The organism is Streptomyces glaucescens, from assembly GCF_002154375.1.
Lineage (GTDB): Bacteria > Actinomycetota > Actinomycetes > Streptomycetales > Streptomycetaceae > Streptomyces > Streptomyces glaucescens.
In genome coordinates, this window is the sequence record NZ_MUND01000328.1 from 12,589 (window position 1) to 30,431 (window position 17,843).

15 protein-coding genes are annotated in these 17,843 nt (G+C 73.2%); 7 read left to right on the forward strand and 8 right to left on the reverse strand.

All coding sequences use genetic code 11. The annotated features are described in order from the left end of the window. Positions 1-36: 36 nt before the first annotated feature. Positions 37-1,173 (forward strand): methyltransferase, encoded by a 1,137-nt coding sequence (locus CCN42_RS21690; protein WP_086738005.1) that lies wholly within the window; start codon positions 37-39, stop codon positions 1,171-1,173. Here the strand turns inward: CCN42_RS21690 and CCN42_RS21695 are convergent. Further along, positions 1,160-2,014 carry a class II fructose-bisphosphate aldolase gene (locus tag CCN42_RS21695; RefSeq protein WP_086738007.1) on the reverse strand — a complete coding sequence of 285 codons (855 nt, stop codon included), beginning with the start codon at positions 2,012-2,014 and terminating at the stop codon, positions 1,160-1,162. The two genes, CCN42_RS21690 and CCN42_RS21695, sit on opposite strands and share 14 nt — an antisense overlap. 21 nt (positions 2,015-2,035) lie before the next feature. Further along, a complete protein-coding gene (locus CCN42_RS21700; protein WP_086738009.1) occupies positions 2,036-2,917 on the reverse strand; it encodes an SIS domain-containing protein in 882 nt (293 codons plus the stop codon). A gap of 131 nt (positions 2,918-3,048) precedes the next feature. On the opposite strand from CCN42_RS21700, the gene CCN42_RS21705 reads away from it, so the two are divergent. From CCN42_RS21705 to CCN42_RS21730, 5 genes are all read left to right on the forward strand, one after another. Continuing rightward, positions 3,049-3,828: a DeoR/GlpR family DNA-binding transcription regulator gene (locus CCN42_RS21705; RefSeq protein WP_086738011.1), complete on the forward strand. Its 780-nt coding sequence runs from the start codon at positions 3,049-3,051 to the stop codon at positions 3,826-3,828. Between the two features lie 131 nt (positions 3,829-3,959). Continuing rightward, positions 3,960-5,792 (forward strand): glycoside hydrolase family 15 protein, encoded by a 1,833-nt coding sequence (locus CCN42_RS21710; protein ID WP_086738013.1) that lies wholly within the window; start codon positions 3,960-3,962, stop codon positions 5,790-5,792. Positions 5,793-6,328: 536 nt separating this feature from the next. After that, positions 6,329-7,966, forward strand: coding sequence for a phosphodiester glycosidase family protein (locus CCN42_RS21715; RefSeq protein WP_086738015.1), 1,638 nt, complete (start codon positions 6,329-6,331; stop codon positions 7,964-7,966). A gap of 637 nt (positions 7,967-8,603) precedes the next feature. Then, a complete protein-coding gene (locus CCN42_RS21725) occupies positions 8,604-10,049 on the forward strand; it encodes a glyceraldehyde-3-phosphate dehydrogenase (protein ID WP_086738019.1) in 1,446 nt (481 codons plus the stop codon). Between the two features lie 145 nt (positions 10,050-10,194). Further along, positions 10,195-10,776, forward strand: a complete 582-nt coding sequence (locus tag CCN42_RS21730; RefSeq protein ID WP_086738021.1) for an AMIN-like domain-containing (lipo)protein — start codon at positions 10,195-10,197, stop codon at positions 10,774-10,776. A 23-nt stretch (positions 10,777-10,799) separates the two neighbouring features. Here the strand turns inward: CCN42_RS21730 and CCN42_RS21735 are convergent, their stop codons facing one another. From CCN42_RS21735 to CCN42_RS21760, 6 genes are all read right to left on the reverse strand, one after another. Further along, positions 10,800-11,339 carry a DUF2269 family protein gene (locus CCN42_RS21735; RefSeq protein ID WP_086738023.1) on the reverse strand — a complete coding sequence of 180 codons (540 nt, stop codon included), beginning with the start codon at positions 11,337-11,339 and terminating at the stop codon, positions 10,800-10,802. A 147-nt stretch (positions 11,340-11,486) separates the two neighbouring features. Beyond that, complete coding sequence (locus CCN42_RS21740; RefSeq protein ID WP_086738025.1) at positions 11,487-12,728, reverse strand: vanadium-dependent haloperoxidase; 1,242 nt, start codon at positions 12,726-12,728, stop codon at positions 11,487-11,489. Beyond that, complete coding sequence (locus CCN42_RS21745; RefSeq protein ID WP_086738027.1) at positions 12,725-14,074, reverse strand: LLM class flavin-dependent oxidoreductase; 1,350 nt, start codon at positions 14,072-14,074, stop codon at positions 12,725-12,727. Before CCN42_RS21745 ends, CCN42_RS21740 begins: the two co-directional genes overlap by 4 nt. Further along, positions 14,071-14,847, reverse strand: a complete 777-nt coding sequence (locus tag CCN42_RS21750; protein WP_086738029.1) for an ABC transporter ATP-binding protein — start codon at positions 14,845-14,847, stop codon at positions 14,071-14,073. Before CCN42_RS21750 ends, CCN42_RS21745 begins: the two co-directional genes overlap by 4 nt. After that, entirely contained in the window at positions 14,823-15,689 is an 867-nt protein-coding gene (locus tag CCN42_RS21755; protein WP_086738031.1) for an ABC transporter permease, read from the reverse strand. Before CCN42_RS21755 ends, CCN42_RS21750 begins: the two co-directional genes overlap by 25 nt. Further along, positions 15,686-16,744 carry an ABC transporter substrate-binding protein gene (locus CCN42_RS21760; RefSeq protein WP_245877403.1) on the reverse strand — a complete coding sequence of 353 codons (1,059 nt, stop codon included), beginning with the start codon at positions 16,742-16,744 and terminating at the stop codon, positions 15,686-15,688. Before CCN42_RS21760 ends, CCN42_RS21755 begins: the two co-directional genes overlap by 4 nt. 359 nt (positions 16,745-17,103) lie before the next feature. Here CCN42_RS21760 and CCN42_RS21765 point away from each other — a divergent pair. Further along, positions 17,104-17,843, forward strand: a 740-nt coding sequence (locus CCN42_RS21765) for an MFS transporter (RefSeq protein ID WP_143661979.1), incomplete at its 3' end; no start/stop codon positions are given.

The following is a 17,843-nucleotide window of genomic DNA, read 5'->3' on the forward strand; positions in this document are numbered from 1 at the left end:
CGGCTCCGCTAGCCTTGACGCACGATGAACGACCGTATGACGACCCCCTGGGGCGAGCTGGAGCTCACCCGTTTCCCCGAGGACCCGCGCGACCGCCTGCGGGCCTGGGACGCCTCCGACGCCTATCTGCTGCGGCATCTCGCGGCCCAGGACGTTCCGCTCACCGGCACGGTCGTGATCGTCGGCGACCGCTGGGGCGCGCTGGCCACGGCGCTCGCCGGGCACGGGCCGACGCAGATCACCGACTCGTTCCTCGCCCAGGAGGCGACCCGGGCGAACCTGGCGCGCGCCGGTGTCCAGCCGGGCCAGGTGCGGCTCCTCACCACGCAGGATCCGCCGCCGCAGCGGATCGACGTGCTGCTGGTGCGGGTGCCGAAGAGCCTGGCGCTGCTGGAGGACCAGCTGCTGCGGCTGGCGCCCGCGCTGCACGCGGACTCGGTGGTCGTCGGCACCGGCATGGTGAAGGAGATCCACACCTCCACGCTTCAGCTGTTCGAGCGGATCGTCGGCCCCACCCGCACCTCGCTGGCCGAACAGAAGGCGCGGCTGATCTTCACCACGCCGGACCCGGAACGGAGCCGCCCCGCCAACCCGTGGCCGTACCGCTACGCGCTGCCCGACGGCATCGGGCCGGCCTCCGGGCACACCGTCGTCAACCACGCGGGCGTGTTCTGCGCCGACCGGCTGGACATCGGCACCCGGTTCTTCCTGGGGCACCTGCCGGAGAGCCGGGGGACGCAGCGGGTGGTGGACCTGGGCTGCGGCAACGGGGTCGTGGGGACGGCGGTGGCGCTGGCCAATCCGCAGGCCGAGGTGCTGTTCGTGGACGAGTCTTTCCAGGCGGTGGCGTCCGCCGAGGCGACGTACAAGGCGAACGGGGTGCCGGGGCACGCCGAGTTCCGGGTCGGGGACGGGCTGGCGGGCGTGGCCCCCGGGAGCGTCGACGTCGTACTCAACAATCCGCCGTTCCACTCCCACCAGGCCACGACGGACGCCACGGCCTGGCGGATGTTCAGCGGCGCCCGGCGGGTGCTGCGGCCGGGCGGTGAGCTGTGGGTGGTCGGCAACCGGCACCTCGGGTACCACGTGAAGCTGCGGCGGCTGTTCGGCAACAGCCAGGTCGTCGCCGCCGACCGCAAGTTCGTGGTGCTGAAGGCGGTCAAGCGGGGGTGAGCGTGCGGATGAGCCGCTCCACCGTGTCCGCCATCGCCGCCCGCCCCACGCCGAGATAGGTCCGGGAGTCCACCGCCTCGGGGTGGGCGGCGAGATGCGTACGGATCGCCGCGGTCATGGCGATGCTGAGCGCGGTCCCGATGTTGACCTTGGTGATGCCGCCCGCGACCGCCGCGGTCAGCTCGTCGTCCGGCACGCCGGAGGAGCCGTGCAGTACGAGCGGCACGTCGAGGCGCGCGGCGAGGCACTTGAGCAGGTCGTGGTCGAGGCGGGCGGTGCGGGTGGTCATGGCGTGGACGCTGCCGATGGCGACCGCGAGGGCGTCCACCCCGGTGTCCGCGACGAAGGCGCGGGCCTGCGCGGGACGGGTGCGCGCGCCCGGCGCGTGGGCGTCCAGCGGGGGCCGTCCGTCCTTGCCGCCCACCTCCCCCAACTCCGCCTCGATCCACAGCCCTCGGGCGTGCGCCCAGTCGGCGGCGGCCCGGGTCGCGGCCAGGTTCTCGGCGTACGGCAGCCGGGCAGCGTCGTACATCACGGAACTGAACCCGGCGTCCGGCGCCTGCCGCAGCAGGCTGTCGCCGCGGACGTGGTCGAGGTGCAGGGCGACGGGGACGGCCGCCTGCTCGGCGGCGGCTACGGCGGCGCGGGCGAGCGGGAGCAGCCGCCCGTGGCGGAACTTCACGGCGTTCTCGCTGACCTGGAGGACGACGGGTGAGCCCGCGGCCTCCGCGCCGGCGACGACCGCCTCGATGTGCTCCAGGGTGACGACGTTGAAGGCGGCCACGGCGCGGCGGGCCGCGGCGGCGGCGGTGACCAGCTCGCCGGTGGTGACGAGAGACACGGTCGGTCCTTTCCGGCGGGGTCAGGGCGCGAGGATCACCGAACGGGTGAGGTGGCGGGGGCGGTCCGGATCGAGGCCGCGGGCGGCGGCGACGGCGACCGCGAGACGCTGGGCGCGGACCAGCTCGGCGAGCGGGTCGAGGCCGCCGGCGATCCACCGGGCGCCGGTGGCGCGGACCTCGTCGGCGAGGCCCGGGGGTGCCTCGCCCAGCATCCAGGTCGCGGTGCCGTGCGTGGTGACGCTGATGGGGCCGTGCCGGTACTCCATCGCCGGGTAGGACTCGGTCCAGGCGCCGGCGGCCTCGCGCAGCTTCAGGGCGGCCTCGTCGGCGAGGCCCACGGTCCAGCCGCGGCCGAGGAAGGTGAACTGGGCGCTCTCGACGAGCCGTTGGGGCAGTTCACCGGTGAGGGCGGTGCGGGCGTCGGCGGTGACGGCGTCGGTGTGCAGGCCGAGATGGGCGCGGAGCAGGGTGAGCGCGGTGGTCGCGAAGCGGGTCTGCACGACGGAGCGTTCGTCCGCGTAGTCGAGGACGACGAGGTCGTCGGCGGTCTCGGCGACGGGGGTGCGCGGGTCGGCGGTGAGGGCGGTGGTGCGCAGGCGGCCCCGCACCTTGCCCAGCAGTTCCAGGACCTCGGTGGTGGTGCCGGAGCGGGTGAGGGCCACCACCCGGTCGTAGGGGCGGCCGTGCGGGAACTCGGAGGCGGCGTACGCGTCCGTCTCGCCCTGGCCGGTGCCCTCCCGCAGCGCGGCGGCGGCGCGCGCCATGAAGTACGAGGTGCCGCAGCCGACGAACGCGGCCCGCTCCCCCGGCGCGGGCAGCGCGGCGCGGTGTCCGGGTGCCTCCGCCGCGGCTCGGGTCCAGCACTCCGGCTGGGTGCGCAGCTCGTCCTCGACATGCGTCATGTCGTAGCCCCTCCCGGCGATGTGATTGTTTTTGCAAGATAGCGCGAGCTTTCGAGCATCTTCAAGCATGGGAGGGGGGTCGGGGTGCGCTAGGGTCGCCGAGGAGGACCGGGACCGGATGGAGGGTGCGGATGTCGCGCGACGCCCGCTGGAAGGCACTGCTGGAACTGCTCGTCGAGCGCGGCCGGCTGGACGTCGAGGAGGCCGCAGCCGAGCTGGAGGTGTCGGCCGCGACGATCCGCCGGGACTTCGACCAGCTCGCCGAGCAGCAGATGCTCGTGCGGACCCGGGGCGGCGCGGTGGTGCACGGGGTGTCGTACGAACTCCCGCTGCGCTACAAGACGGCCCGCCGCGCCTCCGAGAAGCAGCGCATCGCCAAGGCCGTGGCGGAGCTGATCGCGCCCGGCGAAGCGGTCGGGCTGACCGGGGGCACGACCACCACCGAGGTGGCGCGCGCGCTCGCCGTGCGCGGTGATCTCGGCTCCGGTTCGCCCGCGCTCACCGTCGTCACCAACGCGCTCAACATCGCCAACGAGCTGGCCGTACGGCCCCAGTTCAAGATCGTCGTGACCGGCGGGGTGGCACGGGCGCAGTCGTACGAGCTGATCGGGCCGCTCGCGGACGGAGTGCTCGGCCAGGTCACGCTGGATGTGGCGGTGCTCGGTGTCGTCGCGTTCGACGTGGTGCACGGCGCCGCGGCGCACGACGAGGCGGAGGCCGCGATCAACCGGCTGCTGTGCGAGCGCGCGGAACGGGTGGTGGTCGCCGCCGACTCCAGCAAGCTGGGCCGCCGCGCCTTCGCCCGCATCTGCGCCGCGCGGGCCGTGAACACCCTGGTCACCGACACCGCGGCGGACGAGGCCGTGGTACGGCGGTTCGAGGAGGCGGGGATCCGGGTCGTCACGGTGTGACGGCACGGGCGTCGTCATGCCCCGTTCACGCATGGCCGCTTCCCGTCCCGGACCGGTCGGCTCCGGGGGCCCGGCGATCCGCGCCGCCCTAAGCTGGAACCGCGCTGGCTAACCGTTCGAGGGAGGCGGCGATGGCCGAGGCATCGAGGGACGGCGGCTCCGCGGACGCGCGGTACCTGCCGATCGCCGAGCACGGGCTGATCGGCGATCTGCGCAGCGTGGCCCTGGTGGGCACGGACGGCACCATGGACTGGTACTGCTGTCCCGCCTTCGACGCCCCGAGCGTCTTCGCCTCGATCCTGGACGCCGAGCGCGGCGGCGCCTTCCGGCTGTCGGCGGCCGGACCGGCGAAGACCAAGCAGTTCTACTTCCCCGATACCAACGTCCTGATCACCCGCTTCTTCACCGAGGACGGCGTGGGCGAGGTGCAGGACTTCATGCCCATCCGCGGCGAGCGGGCGGAGGCCGAGCGGCACCGGCTGATCCGCCGGGTGGTGTGCGTCCGCGGGTCGGTGGTGTTCCGCGCGCGCGTCGCGCCCCGCTTCGACTTCGGCGCGCAGCCGCACACCCTGCGCATGGACGACGGCGTGGCGGTCTTCGCGTCGGCCGGGCTGACGCTCGCGCTCACCGCGACCGTGCCGCTGGAGACGGACGGGCCGGACGCGCGGACCGAGTTCAAGCTCGCCGAGGGCGAGTCGGCGGTGTTCGCGCTCGACCAGGTCGGTGGCGAGGTGGCGCCGCGCCGGTGCCCCCGGATGGAGGCCGAGGAGGAGTTCCAGACCACGGTGGCGTACTGGCGCCGGTGGCTGTCCCAGTCCCGGTACCGGGGCCGCTGGCGGGAGATGGTGCACCGCTCGGCACTCACCCTGAAGCTGCTCACCTACGCGCCGACCGGCGCGATCGTCGCCGCCCCCACCACCAGCCTGCCCGAGCAGCCGGGCGGCGAGCGCAACTGGGACTACCGGTACGTGTGGGTGCGCGACGCCGCGTTCTGTGTGTACGCGCTGCTGCGGCTGGGCTTCAGCGGCGAGGCCGAGTCGTTCATGGACTTCGTGACCCGGCACGTCAGCCCGGGCGACGGCCGGGCCTCCGGCCCGCTGCAGATCATGTACGGCATCGACGGCCGCACCGACCTGACGGAACGCGAGGTGCCCCAGTTGGAGGGGCACCAGGGCTCCGCCCCGGTCCGGGTCGGCAACGCGGCGGCCGAACAGCTCCAGCTGGACGTCTACGGCGCGCTCCTCGACTCCATCTACCTGTACGACAAGTGGGCGCGGCCCATCTCCAGCGCCCAGTGGGACGACGTCTGCGCGCTCGTCGACTGGGTGTGCGCGCACTGGGACCAGCCGGACGAGGGGATCTGGGAGACCCGGGGCGGCCGGAAGAACTACCTGTACTCGCGGCTGATGTGCTGGGTGGCGATCGAGCGGGGCATCCGGATGGCCATCCGGCGCGGACTCCCCGCGGACCTGCTCCGCTGGCAGGAGGTCCGCGACACCATCTACCGGCGGATCCACAGCCGCGGCTGGTCGGCGAAGCGGCAGGCGTTCGTGCAGTACGAGGGCGGTGAGGTGCTGGACGCGGCGGTGCTGATGATGCCGCTGACCAAGTTCATCGCGCCGACCGACCCCAAGTGGCTGTCCACGCTCGACGCGCTGACCGAGGAGCTGGTGTCGGACTCGCTGGTCTACCGCTACGACCCGCAGGCCAGCCCGGACGGGCTGCGCGGCGACGAGGGCACGTTCTCCATCTGCTCCTTCTGGTACGTCGAGGCGATGGTGCACGCGGACCGGGTGGACGAGGCGAGGCTGGCGTTCGAGAAGATGCTCACCTACGCCAACCATCTGGGCCTGTACGCCGAGGAGATCGGCCATACCGGCGACCAGCAGGGCAACTTCCCGCAGGCCTTCACCCATCTCGCCCTGATCAGCGCCGCGTTCCACCTGGACCGCGCCCTCGGCTGAGCCGCCCGGGCGGGGACACGGTGACCGATCCGGCCGGAGCCGGCATCGCGCGGCGGCGGTCGCCGGAGGGGGACGAGCGGCCCGCCCGGTGTCCGGGGCCGTACCACCCGGTGCGGGCCGCGCTCGCGACCGGCACGACTGCCGATCAAGGACGCGATCCGGTCGATCCGATCAGAGGCACAGCGGCGGGCGCCGACACCCCGCGACAGGCCTCCGCTCCGTACCCTTGCGCCGGACAGGCGCTGGTCACACGGCCCGCCGACCCGGCAGGACCGGTCCGGACCCGCGACCCCTCGGGTGAAGGCGAGGGCGCTCCTATGGGATGATACGTCGGCCGATCATGGCCGAAATGCATCGCTTCCGACGACCACTCGCGTGCCCCGGACCACGGATCGCCCATGAACCGTGCGCGCACCGCGCCGTCGCCTCCGTACGGCCACTCTTCCGCCATCCCGCGGCGAGGTGGCCGCCGCCTGGGTGACGCGCGCGGCGTGCACGGTCAGAGCTGACTCTCCGTAGCTGAAAGGGCACGCTGTATGAGACGCCGAACGGTACGCCGCTGGCTGATCGCCGGGACGACGGGCGCGTGTGTGGCCGCCGCCGCGCTCGCCGCCACGGTGGAGAACCGGTCGGCCGCGCCGCAGACCGACGCGACGGCCGCCGAGGAGCTGCCGCTGGGCGCCGCCACGCTGGACGAGACCCGGACCTCCCGGGAGCTGGCGCCCGGGGTGAGCCACATCGCGATCGAGCGGGGCAGGAAGTCGGCGGACGACTTCTGGACCGTGACGATCGGGGTCGCGACCAGCGAGGCGGAGGCCGCCGAGCTGGAGCGGAAGGTCCGCGCCGCCGGCTACGCGCCGCGGCGGGACCGCACCGCCGGGCCGGACCCGCAGGGGCCCGCCGACCGGCCGCTCGGCTGGATGGTGCGGGTGGGCCGGTACGCCGACCGGGCCGCCGCCGACCGGGCCAAGGACGAGATCGCGGCCCGCGGGCTGCCCGGGAGCGTCCAGCACACCAGCGAGGACGGGCACACGACGACCGGCCCCTGGTCGCTGGACGTGCTCGTGGTCGACCCGGCGCGCTTCCGCGGCCGGCTGCGGTCCGAGCTGGCGACCGGGATCGTGCCGGGCCGCGAGACCACCAGCTCGGTGGCGCGGCGCACCGGCGCCCTCGCCGCGGTCAACGCCGGCTACTTCGTCATGGGCGGCGACAAGCACACCCCCGGCAGCTGGGTGGCCGGCACCGACGGCGATCCCGCCGGTGTCTCGGTGATCGGCGGTGACCTCGTCTCGGAGGCCGTGAACGGTCGGCCCGCCCTGATCGTGCCGACCGGCTCCGGCCGGAACGCCTCGATCCGCCGGGTCGAGACCCGGATCACGGTCGCCACGGCCGACGGCGCCTCGCGCGAGGTGACCGGCCTCAACCGGCGGCCCGGTCTGATCGTGAACTGCGGCGGCGTCGGGAACGCCACCCCGTTCTCCCGCCCGGCGCACGACTACACCTGCGGCAACGCCGACGAGCTGATCGCCGTCACCCCGGCGTTCGGCACCGCCGCCCCGGAGGGCCCCGGCTTCCAGGCCACCCTCGACGCCGACGGCCGGGTCACCGCGGTCCGGGAGGGCCTGGGCGGCCCCGTCCCCCCGCTCGGCACCGTGCTCCAGGGCACCGGAAGCGGAGCCGAGTGGCTGCGCGCCCACGCCGGGATCGGTGCCCCGCTGACGGTGCGCGGCACCGTGGTGGACGCCGAGACGCGGACCCCGCTGACGCTCACCCCGGACACCTCCGTCGTCAACGGCGGCCCTCTCCTGCTGCGGGACGGGAAGCCGGTCCTCGACCCGGTGCGGGACGGATGGAGCCCCGAGGACATCGACGGCGCGGACCGCGCCGGCATGTACAACGACTGGTATCTGCGCCGCAATCCGCGCACCGCGGCGGGCGTCACGCGGGACGGGCGCCTTCTCCTGCTCACCGTCGACGGCCGCCGGCCCGGCCACAGCGCCGGCCTGTCGATCACCGAGACCGCCGAGGTCATGCGCGGACTCGGCGCGGTCCACGCGATCAACCTGGACGGCGGCGGCTCGACGGCGATGGTCGTGCGCGACGAGCTCCAGGGCCACCCCAGCGACCCCACGGGCGAGCGCCCCGCCGGGGACACCCTGGTAGTGCTGCCCTAGGGGTGTCTCGTCGATCGGTCCGGATCGGTGAGCGGCGTCCGGTGACGGGGCGAGATCCGGGTCGAGAGCCGGTTCGAGGACCGTGAGGACCGGGTCGAGGACCGGGGGGCGGGCCGCGGTGCCCGCCCCGTTATCTTCTTCGCGGTCCTGCAAGAGGGCCGCTGGCCTCCGGGCCCGGCATGACTGTTGCCCCCCGGTCGGGCGGTGGTGAGCGCGCGGACCGGCAGCGGGCCGGCGGCAGCGCAGGGAATGCGGACCAGCGGGCGGCCGACGGGTCGGGGGACGGCTCGGTGGACTCGGCGCCCGCACAGTCGTCGAGCGGCGGGGTGTGGACGTACCCGGTGACGGTCCCGTGGTTCACCAGCCGCTCCGCCAGGGCGTCCCGGTCGTGCACCTGGAGCGACACCCGGAACAGCGGCACCGGGGCCGTCGTAGGCGGTCAGCGCGCGCGGCGCCGGGGGGCCGGTCGCTGCCCGACAGCGCCGTTACGCCGGCGCGCGGAGGTCGTGGTCGCCGTCGAGCCGGGTGAAGAGGGCCCTGGAGGACGACCGGGCGACCGGCTCGGGCGACCCCCCTCCGATCACCCGAACGGAGCATGGTTATCATCTGAGCGCCACCTAGCTCGAAAGATGGATCTGTGACTGTCAACGAGGACTCGTTCACGAACTGGAAGAACCGCGAGGAGATCGCGGAGTCGATGATCCCGATCATCGGGAAGCTGCACCGGGAGCGGGACGTCACCGTCCTCCTCCACAGCCGCTCCTTGGTGAACAAGTCGGTGGTCAGCATCCTCAAGACCCACCGCTTCGCCCGGCAGATCGCCGGCGAGGAGCTGTCGGTGACCGAGACGATGCCGTTCCTTCAGGCGCTCACCGCGCTCGATCTCGGCCCGTCCCAGATCGACATCGGCATGCTCGCCGCCACCTACAAGGCCGACGACCGCGGACTGTCCATCGAGGAGTTCACCGCCGAGGCCGTCGCCGGCGCCACCGGCGCCAACAAGATCGAGCGGCGCGAGGGCCGGGACGTCGTCCTGTACGGCTTCGGCCGCATCGGCCGCCTCGTCGCCCGGCTGCTCATCGAGAAGTCCGGCTCGGGCAACGGCCTGCGGCTGCGTGCCATCGTCGTGCGCGGCGGCGGTGAGCAGGACCTCGTGAAGCGGGCCTCGCTGCTGCGCCGAGACTCGATCCACGGCCAGTTCCAGGGCACGATCACGGTCGACGAGGAAGCCGGCACGATCGTCGCCAACGGCAACACCATCAAGGTGATCTACGCCAACGACCCCTCCGAGGTCGACTACACGGCGTACGGCATCAAGAACGCCATCCTCATCGACAACACCGGCAAGTGGCGCGACCGCGAGGGCCTGTCGAAGCACCTGCGCCCCGGCATCGACAAGGTCGTGCTGACCGCGCCGGGCAAGGGCGACGTCCCGAACATCGTGCACGGCGTCAACCACGACACCATCAAGCCGGACGAGAACATCCTGTCCTGCGCCTCCTGCACCACCAACGCGATCGTCCCGCCGCTGAAGGCCATGGACGACGAGTTCGGCGTGCTGCGCGGCCACGTGGAGACCGTCCACTCGTTCACCAACGACCAGAACCTGCTGGACAACTACCACAAGGCCGACCGCCGCGGCCGGTCCGCGCCGCTCAACATGGTGATCACCGAGACCGGTGCCGCCTCGGCCGTCGCCAAGGCCCTGCCGGACCTCAAGGCGCCGATCACCGGCAGCTCCATCCGGGTTCCGGTGCCGGACGTGTCGATCGCGATCCTGAGCCTGCGCCTCGGCCGTGAGACGACCCGCGAGGAGGTCCTCGACTACCTGCGGAACGTCTCGCTGACCTCCCCGCTGAAGCGCCAGATCGACTTCACCACGGCGCCCGACGCGGTCTCCAGCGACTTCATCGGCTCGCGGCACGCCTCGATCGTCGACGCGGGCGCGACCAAGGTCGACGGCGACAACGCGATCCTCTACCTGTGGTACGACAACGAGTTCGGCTACTCGTGCCAGGTCATCCGCGTCGTGCAGCACGTCTCCGGGGTGGAGTACCCGACCTACCCGGCGCCCGGCGCCTGATCGGGGCACGCGGCAGCGGCCGTGCGCCCGACCCACCGGTCGGGCGCACGGCCGCTTTCCCATTTCCTCGGGGGGAGAGTGCAACCATTCTGGGAACCCGACTGTCTCACCTGATATCGGACAGCGAATGCCCCTAGGGGACGCAATGGCGCGAAAACGAACAGCATGGGCGACAGCCGCCCTCATCGGCACCACGTTGACGGCGGCGGCCATACCGGCCCAGGCCACCGCATCCACCACCACCCAGACCACCGCAGCCTGCCCCACCGGCTGGGGCAGCCGTGCCAAGACCGGCGGCGCCGGTACGACGGAGCCGCTGACGAACGTCAGGGCCGGCCGGCACGCCTGCTACGACCGGCTGGTCATCGACGTCCCCGGCGCGGGCAAGGGCGTCGGCTACCGGGTCGGTTACGTCGAACGTCTCCATCAGGACGGCTCCGGGCGTCCCGTCCCGGTCGCCGGCAAGGCCGTCCTGGAGATCCGGGTCATGGCACCCGCCTACGACCCCGAGACCGGTGCGCCCACCTATCCCGGCCGGGCCGGACGCCCGCTCCCGGGCGTGGACCTCACCGGATACCGCACCTTCCGCGACGCCCGCTTCGCGGGCAGCTTCGAGGGCGAGAGCCAGCTCGGGCTCGGTCTCCGCGCCCGGCTGCCGTTCCGGGTGACGCAGACGGCCGACCGGGTCGTCGTGGACGTGGCCCACAACTGGACCGGCAGCCGGTGACCCGGGCCGGTCCCTGAGACCGGTCAGACCGGCTGCCGCACCCGCCCGGCAGCCGGTGGGGTCCGGCCGGAACCCGCCCGCCGCTTCCGGCCGCGCCGGGTCGGGCCCCACGGCTTCAGGACCGAGATCGCCGTCATGAAGACGTACGCGGACAGCGAGACGACCGGGCCGAGGAGCACGTCCCCGGCGTCCGGCAGCGGCCGTCCGCCGGAGACGGCGGCGACCGCCTCGGTCACCCCCGGTCGCAGGGCGAGGACCGTCGCGGTGGTCGTGGCCAGCGTGAGCCAGAACTTGGTGTACACCCATCGGTGCCGCGCCAGCCCCCACGCGGTGCCCAGGGCGAGCACCAGTCCGCTGAGCAGGGTGAGGAACGCGGCGGGGAGCAGCAGCCAGTCGGCGAAGAGCTTCATGCTCCGCACGGAGGCCGCCACGGCCTGCGCGGAACCGCTGGTGGTCGCGGCGATGCCGAGGGCGAGCAGCCCGAGCGTGAGCCCGAGCCAGCCGGCGGAGGCGGTCACGTGGACGACGAGGAGGGCCCGGCGTGCGGGTCGGCTGAGTGTCACGTCTCCCACGCTGCCCGGCCGCGGTGCCGTGGGCGTCTGACGGCGGGAGTAACCGCGCCTGCTTTCCACGGCGTACGCGCACCGGACGGGCGTGCGCGCGCCGCGGTCGCGGGTCCCGCCGACGGGGTGTCACCGGCGGGGCTGTCGCTAGCCAGCGGCGAGGAGGCTCGCCGCGTTCCGCAGCGTGTGACGGGCCACGTTCTTGCCCAGCGTGATGCCCGCCTCGTCGGCGCTGCGGGTGTGGATGCCGGAGAGGACACGGGCGTCCACGTTCTCGTCCGACAGCTGCTTCCAGGTGGTGTACGTCCGGGTCACGCCGGGCGCGGTGGGGCTGGTCAGGTCGAACGGCGCGGTGCTCGGCCCGGCGAGCGTCGACAGCACGGCCTCGGCGGCACCCGAGTAGGTGGTGTGGCCGCTCGGGTAGTCCGGGTGCGCGGGTGTGTTGTGCAGCGGCGTCCACTCCGGGTCCGGGTCGACGGATCCGGTGCGGATCGCCGTCACGGGACGCCAGCGCTCGTACGCGTACTTGCTGTCGGAGGTGGCGATCTGTGTGTCCACCAGCGCGACGTGGAAGAGCGCGACCAGCCGCGCCTGCCCGGCGATGCCCTGCTCCGTCCGGGACAGCGCCACGCGGAGCGGCTCCGTGTAGAGGGTGAGGGAGGAGCCGTACCAGAAGGCGGCGGTCTCCGTCTGGTGCGGGCTGCGCACCGTGCTGTCCGCGGCTCCGTACGCCCGGACCTCCGCGAGGTCGGCTGCGTAGCGGGCGGAGTCCGGCGCAGGGGGCGGGCCGAGCCGGAACTGGCGCTGGCTGGTGAGCGCGAACGGCTCGGCGAGCCGGTTGCCGTACTGGGTGGCCGGGGCGTACGCGGGCGGTGTCGGCTGCCAGACGCCTGGCGCCGCGGGCCGCACGGCGTACGGCGCGTTCACCGAGGCGGGGTCGAGGCCGTCGCCCTCCCGCGCGGCGAGGAGGAGGTCGGCCTGGCGCCGTCCGGCGGCGGCGCCGCGCTGCTCCGCCGGGCCGTCCGGGATCACGTCGAGGGTCGTCCGGAGCTTCGCGTCGAGCTGTTCGGTCCGGCCGGGCGCGAGGGCGACGAGGGCGCGGTGCACGGCCGCGGCGAGCGCCGCCTCCTGGTAGGCGCCGCGCTCCACGCCCGCGGGCACGGCGCGGGTGGCCCGGGCCGCCGCGAGCCAGCCGATGGCCCAGGTACGGCTGTTGGTGACCTGCGTGGGCGCGCCGACCGCCGCGACGGTCTCGGCCGTGGCGTCGTACCAGGTGAGAGCCGTGGAGGTACGGTCGGCCGCGGTGGCCTGCGGGACCGCGACGGAGGTGGTGAGCAGGGCCGCCGCGCCCAGGGCGACGAGGGCGGAGCGGGTTCTCGGCGTATTCATGCGGTGTCCTTCGGTGAGGTGGGTACGGCGGCCCGGCCGGCGGGACGCGGCAGGCCGTAATGATCGCGCAGGGTGGTGCCCTGATAGGCGAAGCGGAAGAGTCCGCGGGTCCGCAGGAGTGGCACCACGTGTTCGGCGAAGAGGTCGAAGCCGCCGGGCAGCCAGGGCGGCATGATGTTGAAGCCGTCGGCCGCTCCGTGCTCGAACCACTCCTGGATGTGGTCGGCGATCTGCTCCGGGGTGCCCGCGACGACCTGGTGGCCGCGCGCTCCGGCGAGGCGGTGCAGCAGTTGGCGGACGGTGGGCCGTTCCCGCTCGACGATGTCGAGGACCAGCTGGAAACGGCTGCCGTTGCCCCGCTCGCCGTGGGTCTCGATCAGCTCGCGCGGGACGGGATCGTCGAGTCGGTCGGCGGTGAGCCGGACGCCGAGCAGCCGGTGCAGCAGGTCGAGCGAGTACTCCGGCTGGGTGAGTTCGTCGAACTCCCGCTGGAGCCGGCGCGCCTCGGCCTCGGTGGAGCCGATGAACGGGCTCAGGCCCGGCAGGACGAGCAGGCGGTCCGGGTCCCGGCCGAGCGCTGCCGCCCGCGACTTGATGTCGGCGTGGAACTCCTTGGCGTTCGGCAGTGTCTGGTGGGCGGTGAACACGGCCTCGGCGTGCCGGGCGGCGAAGGCCCGGCCGTCCTCGGACGAGCCCGCCTGGACGTAGACGGGCCGGCCCTGCGGGCTGCGGGGTGTGTTCAGGGGTCCGCGCACCCTGAAGTGGCGGCCCTCGTGGTCGATGGGGCGGATCCGGTCGGTGTCGGCGAACACGCCGGTCTTCTGGTCGGCGATCAGCGCCTCGTCGTCCCAGCTGTCCCACAGCTTGCTGACGACATCCACGAACTCGTGGGCGCGGTCGTAGCGTTCGGCGTGCGCCGGGTGGGCGTCGAGGCCGAAGTTCCGGGCGGCCTGGGGTGCGCCGGTGGTGACGATGTTCCAGCCGGCCCGGCCCCCGCTGAGATGGTCGAGGGAGGCGAAGAGCCGGGCCAGGTTGTACGGCTCGGTGTACGTGGTGGAGGCGGTGGCGATCAGGCCGATCCGCTCGGTCGCCGCGGCGAGGGCGGCCAGCCAGGTGAACGGCTCCAGCCGGAAGCGGCTGGCGTAGCGGACATTGTCGGCGAGGGACGGGCCGTCCGCGAGGAAGACCGCGTCGAACGTGGCGCGTTCGGCGGTCCGGGCCAGCTCCTGGTAGAAGCCGATGTCCAGGAGGCGGCCGGGGTCGGTGCCGGGGTGGCGCCAGGCGGCCTCGTGGTGGCCGCCCGGGTAGACGAACAGGTTGAGCCGCAGCTGCCGTCGCTCGGTCATGCCTCGCCCCCCTCCCCCGCCGGGTCCACGCCCAGCCGCACCAGCAGTCGCTCCCGCAGGGCCGCGTACCCGGCGCCGCCGTGGCGGCGCGGAGCCGGCAGTCCGACCGGGAGGTCGGCGGCGATCCGGCCCCGGTCCAGCACCACCACCCGGTCGGCGAGGACGATCGCCTCGTCGACGTCGTGGGTGACGAGGAGAACGGCCGGCCGGTGCCGCTCGCACAGCCGGCGCAGCAGGGTGTGCATCCTGATCCGGGTCAGCGCGTCGAGCGCGCCGAACGGCTCGTCGGCGAGCAGGAGTCCCGGTTCCCGTACGAGGGAGCGGGCGAGCGCGACACGCTGCTGCTCCCCGCCGGACAGCTCGACCGGCCAGGCCCGTTCGCGGCCGGCGAGTCCGACCTCGGCGAGGGCCGCCCTGCCGCGCTGCTCGGCGTCCGGTGCGGTCAGGCCCAGGACGACATTGCCGAGCACGCGTTTCCAGGGCAGCAGCCGGGCGTCCTGGAAGACGACGGAGAGGTGGTCGGGGGCGGCGAGCGAGCCGCTCCCCGCCACGTCGTCGTCGAGCCGGGCGAGCGCCCGCAGCAGGGTGCTCTTGCCGGAGCCGCTGCGGCCCAGCAGGGCCACGAACTCGCCCGGGGCGATCGTCAGGTCGAGGCCGTCCAGGATCCGGCGCTCGCCGAAGGAACGCACCAGGTTCTCGATCCGCACGGTGGCCTGCCCGGTCGTACCGTCCTGCTCCCGGGCCGCGGTCAGCCCGCCAGGGTGCGCCGCCATGACAGGGCCCTCCTCTTCACGAGCCGCACCAGGGCGTCGGAGAGGAGCCCGAGGAGGCCGTACACCACGAGGCCGACGAGGATCACATCGGTCTGTCCGTACGTCCGTGCCAGCTCCATCATGTAGCCGATGCCGCTGGTCGCGTTGACCTGTTCGACGACGACCAGGGCGAGCCACGCGGCGGTCACCGCGAAGCGCATGCCGAGCAGGAAGCCGGGAAGCGCGCCGGGCAGCACGACATGGCGGACGAACCCGAGCCTGCCGAGCCGTACGGTCTCGGCCAGCTCCGCGTAGCGCTGGTCGATGCCGCGCAGTCCGTTGTGCGTGTGGATGTAGACCGGTACGAACACACCGAGCGCGATGGTGACGACCTTCATCGTCTCCCCGATGCCGAGCCAGAGGACGAGCAGCGGGATCAGCGCCAGTGACGGGATGGCCCGCTTGATCTGCACGGGGCCGTCGATCACGGCCTCGCCCAGCCGGCTGAGCCCGGCGACGAGCGCGAGCAGCAGTCCGCCCGCGACGCCGAACAGCAGGCCGAGGAGGGCGCGTTGGGCCGAGGTGGCGAGGTGGGACTGGAGTCTGCCGTCGGCGAGGAGGTCGCCCGTCGTGGCCGCGATCGTCCACGGTGCGGGCAGGCTGCGGGCGTCGAGGAGACCGGCCGCGGAGCCGCCCGCCCACAGGGCGAGCAGCAGCAGCGGGCCGGCCGCCCAGCCGTACGGCAGGGGGCGGCCGGGGCCGAGCCGCTTGCCGGTGGGGCCACCACCCGCGCGGCGGAGGGCGGTGGCCGGGGTCCGCCGCGCGGCCGGTGATGTCTGCCGGTCGAAGGCGGTGGCGCTCATGAGTCCTTCCCCTCGGCGGCGAGGGCGGCGGCGCCCACCGGCTCGAAACGGCGGTCGAAGAGAACGTCCGCCTCGAAGGCCGGCCGCTTCTGTTCCTTCGCCAGCAGGTCGATGGTCCGCTGCTGACGCTGGATGGCCTCCGTCCAGTCCGCCGGGATGTCCGGGTGGCCGGCCCGCGCCACGAGGTATTCACCGTCCTCCCGGCTCAGCCCCTGGTCCTCTACGTAATAGCCCTGGACCCATTCCTCGGGGTGCTCGTCGATCCAGACGCGGGCCCGCGCCCAGAAGGCGATGAGTTCGCGGATGGCGGCGGCCTTCTGGGGGTCGGTGACGGAATCGGTGAGTGCCCACAGGTGCTCGGGGTCGTCACGGAGTCCGTGCTGGATGGTGGTGGCGCCGTCCTCGCCGTATTTCGCGAGATAGCGCTTGATGTTGACGCCGCCGATGGGCGCGGCGTGCACCTGGCGGTTTCCGAGGGCCGTGGGATAGACGTCGTCGGTGCTGGCGAGTTCGACGAGCTGCACGTCGTCCTGAGTGAGTCCGGCCTTCTCCAGGATGCGCAGCACCAGCGCGCCCTGGGCCTGCCCCGGGCTGTAGGCGATCTTCTTCCCGCGCAGGTCGGCGAGGGTCCTGATGCCGGCGCCGGGGGCGATGCCCAGCTCGTAGATCGGGTGCCGCAGCGGGTCCTTGTGGAACTTCGCCGCGACCAGCTTGGTGTCGAGACCGGTCCAGTGGGCGTTGATCGCCGGGATGTCGGCGGCCGAGCAGACGTCGAGGGCGCCCGCCCGGAAGGCCTCCGAGCATTTCGGGCCACCGCTGATGTTGGCCCATTCGACGTCGAAGGGGATCTTGTCGATCTGGCCCGACAGTTCCAGCGCGACCTTGAGTTCCGGTGCTCCGACGGTGAGCGAGGTGTCCGGGGAGACGGTGTCCGCGATGTTCTCGCCGGAGACGTCCTTTCCGACGGAGGCCGATCCGCTGCCGTCCGCGCACGAGGTCAGGAGGAAAAGGGAGGACAGCGCGGCACCGACGGCCGCGGACCTGATTCCGGGCATGCGTATACGAGGGATCATTGACGCCTTCGGGGAGCGAGCGAAACGGGACGGGGAAAGGAGTGACCGACGCGGTGGGGAATTCAGCTACACACCGCGGTGGTGACGCGCATCAGGTCAATGGCCCGCCGCCGGAAGAAGCGATCGAAGATCCGCATACCGCCGAACGTAACGAGGGGTCAAAAGCCGGTCAAGACAGGTGCGGTGGCTTCGCCGGCACTGCAACGGCACTGTCGTGACGGTGCCATGCGCGCGTTACAAGCGCGGCCGGGACGGCGGGGCCGCCACCCCTTGCCCCGGGCACGGTGCGCTCCTACCCTGACTTTGTGCCGCAAATAAACAAAACCCGTTCGCACAGCGTCGTGCCGGGTCCCCACAGCGACCTCGCCCGGCTCCGCGCAGCCCTGACCGTCTTCTTCGCCCTCGACGGCTTCATCTTCGCCGGATGGGTGGTCCGCATCCCCGCCATCAAGGAGCAGACCGGCGCCTCGCCCAGCACCCTCGGCCTCGCCCTGCTCGGTGTCTCCGCCGGTGCGGTCGTCACGATGATCCTCACCGGACGGCTGTGCCGCCGGTTCGGCAACCACCAGGTCACCGTCGCCTGCGCGGTCCTGCTCTCGCTCAGTGTCGCCCTGCCCCCGCTCACCCACTCCGCGCTCGCACTCGGCGCGGTGCTGCTGGTCTTCGGCGCGGCCTACGGCGGGATCAACGTCGCCTTCAACAGCGCGGCGGTCGAGCTGGTAGCCGCCCTTCGCCGGCCGATCATGCCGAGCTTCCACGCCGCGTTCAGCCTCGGCGGCATGATCGGCGCCGGCCTGGGCGCACTGGTGGCGGGTGCGCTGTCCCCCACCCGGCACCTGCTGGGCCTGACCCTGACCGGTCTGCTCGTCACCGCCCTCGCGGCACCGACGCTCTTGCGCCGCCGGCCGCCGGGACCGCCGGGACCGCCGGGACCGCCGGGACCGCCGGAAGCAGCGGAACCGCCGAGGCCGCCGGAGCCGACGACGGGCGGGCGACCCGGCGCGAGCGTCCCGCCCCGCCCTCGCCGTAGGCCGTGCACAGGGCGATCAGGCCGAAGACGGCCACCAGGGCGCGGGTGCGG

Bases quoted from the DNA above. Each gene is read 5' to 3' on its own strand.
- CCN42_RS21690 (WP_086738005.1), top strand. From the start codon at position 37: ATGACGACCCCCTGGGGCGAGCTGGAGCTCACCCGTTTCCCCGAGGAC.
- CCN42_RS21700 (WP_086738009.1), bottom strand. From the start codon at position 2,917: ATGACGCATGTCGAGGACGAGCTGCGCACCCAGCCGGAGTGCTGGACC.
- CCN42_RS21705 (WP_086738011.1), top strand. From the start codon at position 3,049: ATGTCGCGCGACGCCCGCTGGAAGGCACTGCTGGAACTGCTCGTCGAG.
- CCN42_RS21710 (WP_086738013.1), top strand. From the start codon at position 3,960: ATGGCCGAGGCATCGAGGGACGGCGGCTCCGCGGACGCGCGGTACCTG.
- CCN42_RS21715 (WP_086738015.1), top strand. From the start codon at position 6,329: ATGAGACGCCGAACGGTACGCCGCTGGCTGATCGCCGGGACGACGGGC.
- CCN42_RS21730 (WP_086738021.1), top strand. From the start codon at position 10,195: ATGGCGCGAAAACGAACAGCATGGGCGACAGCCGCCCTCATCGGCACC.
- CCN42_RS21740 (WP_086738025.1), bottom strand. From the start codon at position 12,728: ATGAATACGCCGAGAACCCGCTCCGCCCTCGTCGCCCTGGGCGCGGCG.
- CCN42_RS21745 (WP_086738027.1), bottom strand. From the start codon at position 14,074: ATGACCGAGCGACGGCAGCTGCGGCTCAACCTGTTCGTCTACCCGGGC.
- CCN42_RS21750 (WP_086738029.1), bottom strand. From the start codon at position 14,847: ATGGCGGCGCACCCTGGCGGGCTGACCGCGGCCCGGGAGCAGGACGGT.
- CCN42_RS21755 (WP_086738031.1), bottom strand. From the start codon at position 15,689: ATGAGCGCCACCGCCTTCGACCGGCAGACATCACCGGCCGCGCGGCGG.
- CCN42_RS21760 (WP_245877403.1), bottom strand. From the start codon at position 16,744: ATGCCCGGAATCAGGTCCGCGGCCGTCGGTGCCGCGCTGTCCTCCCTT.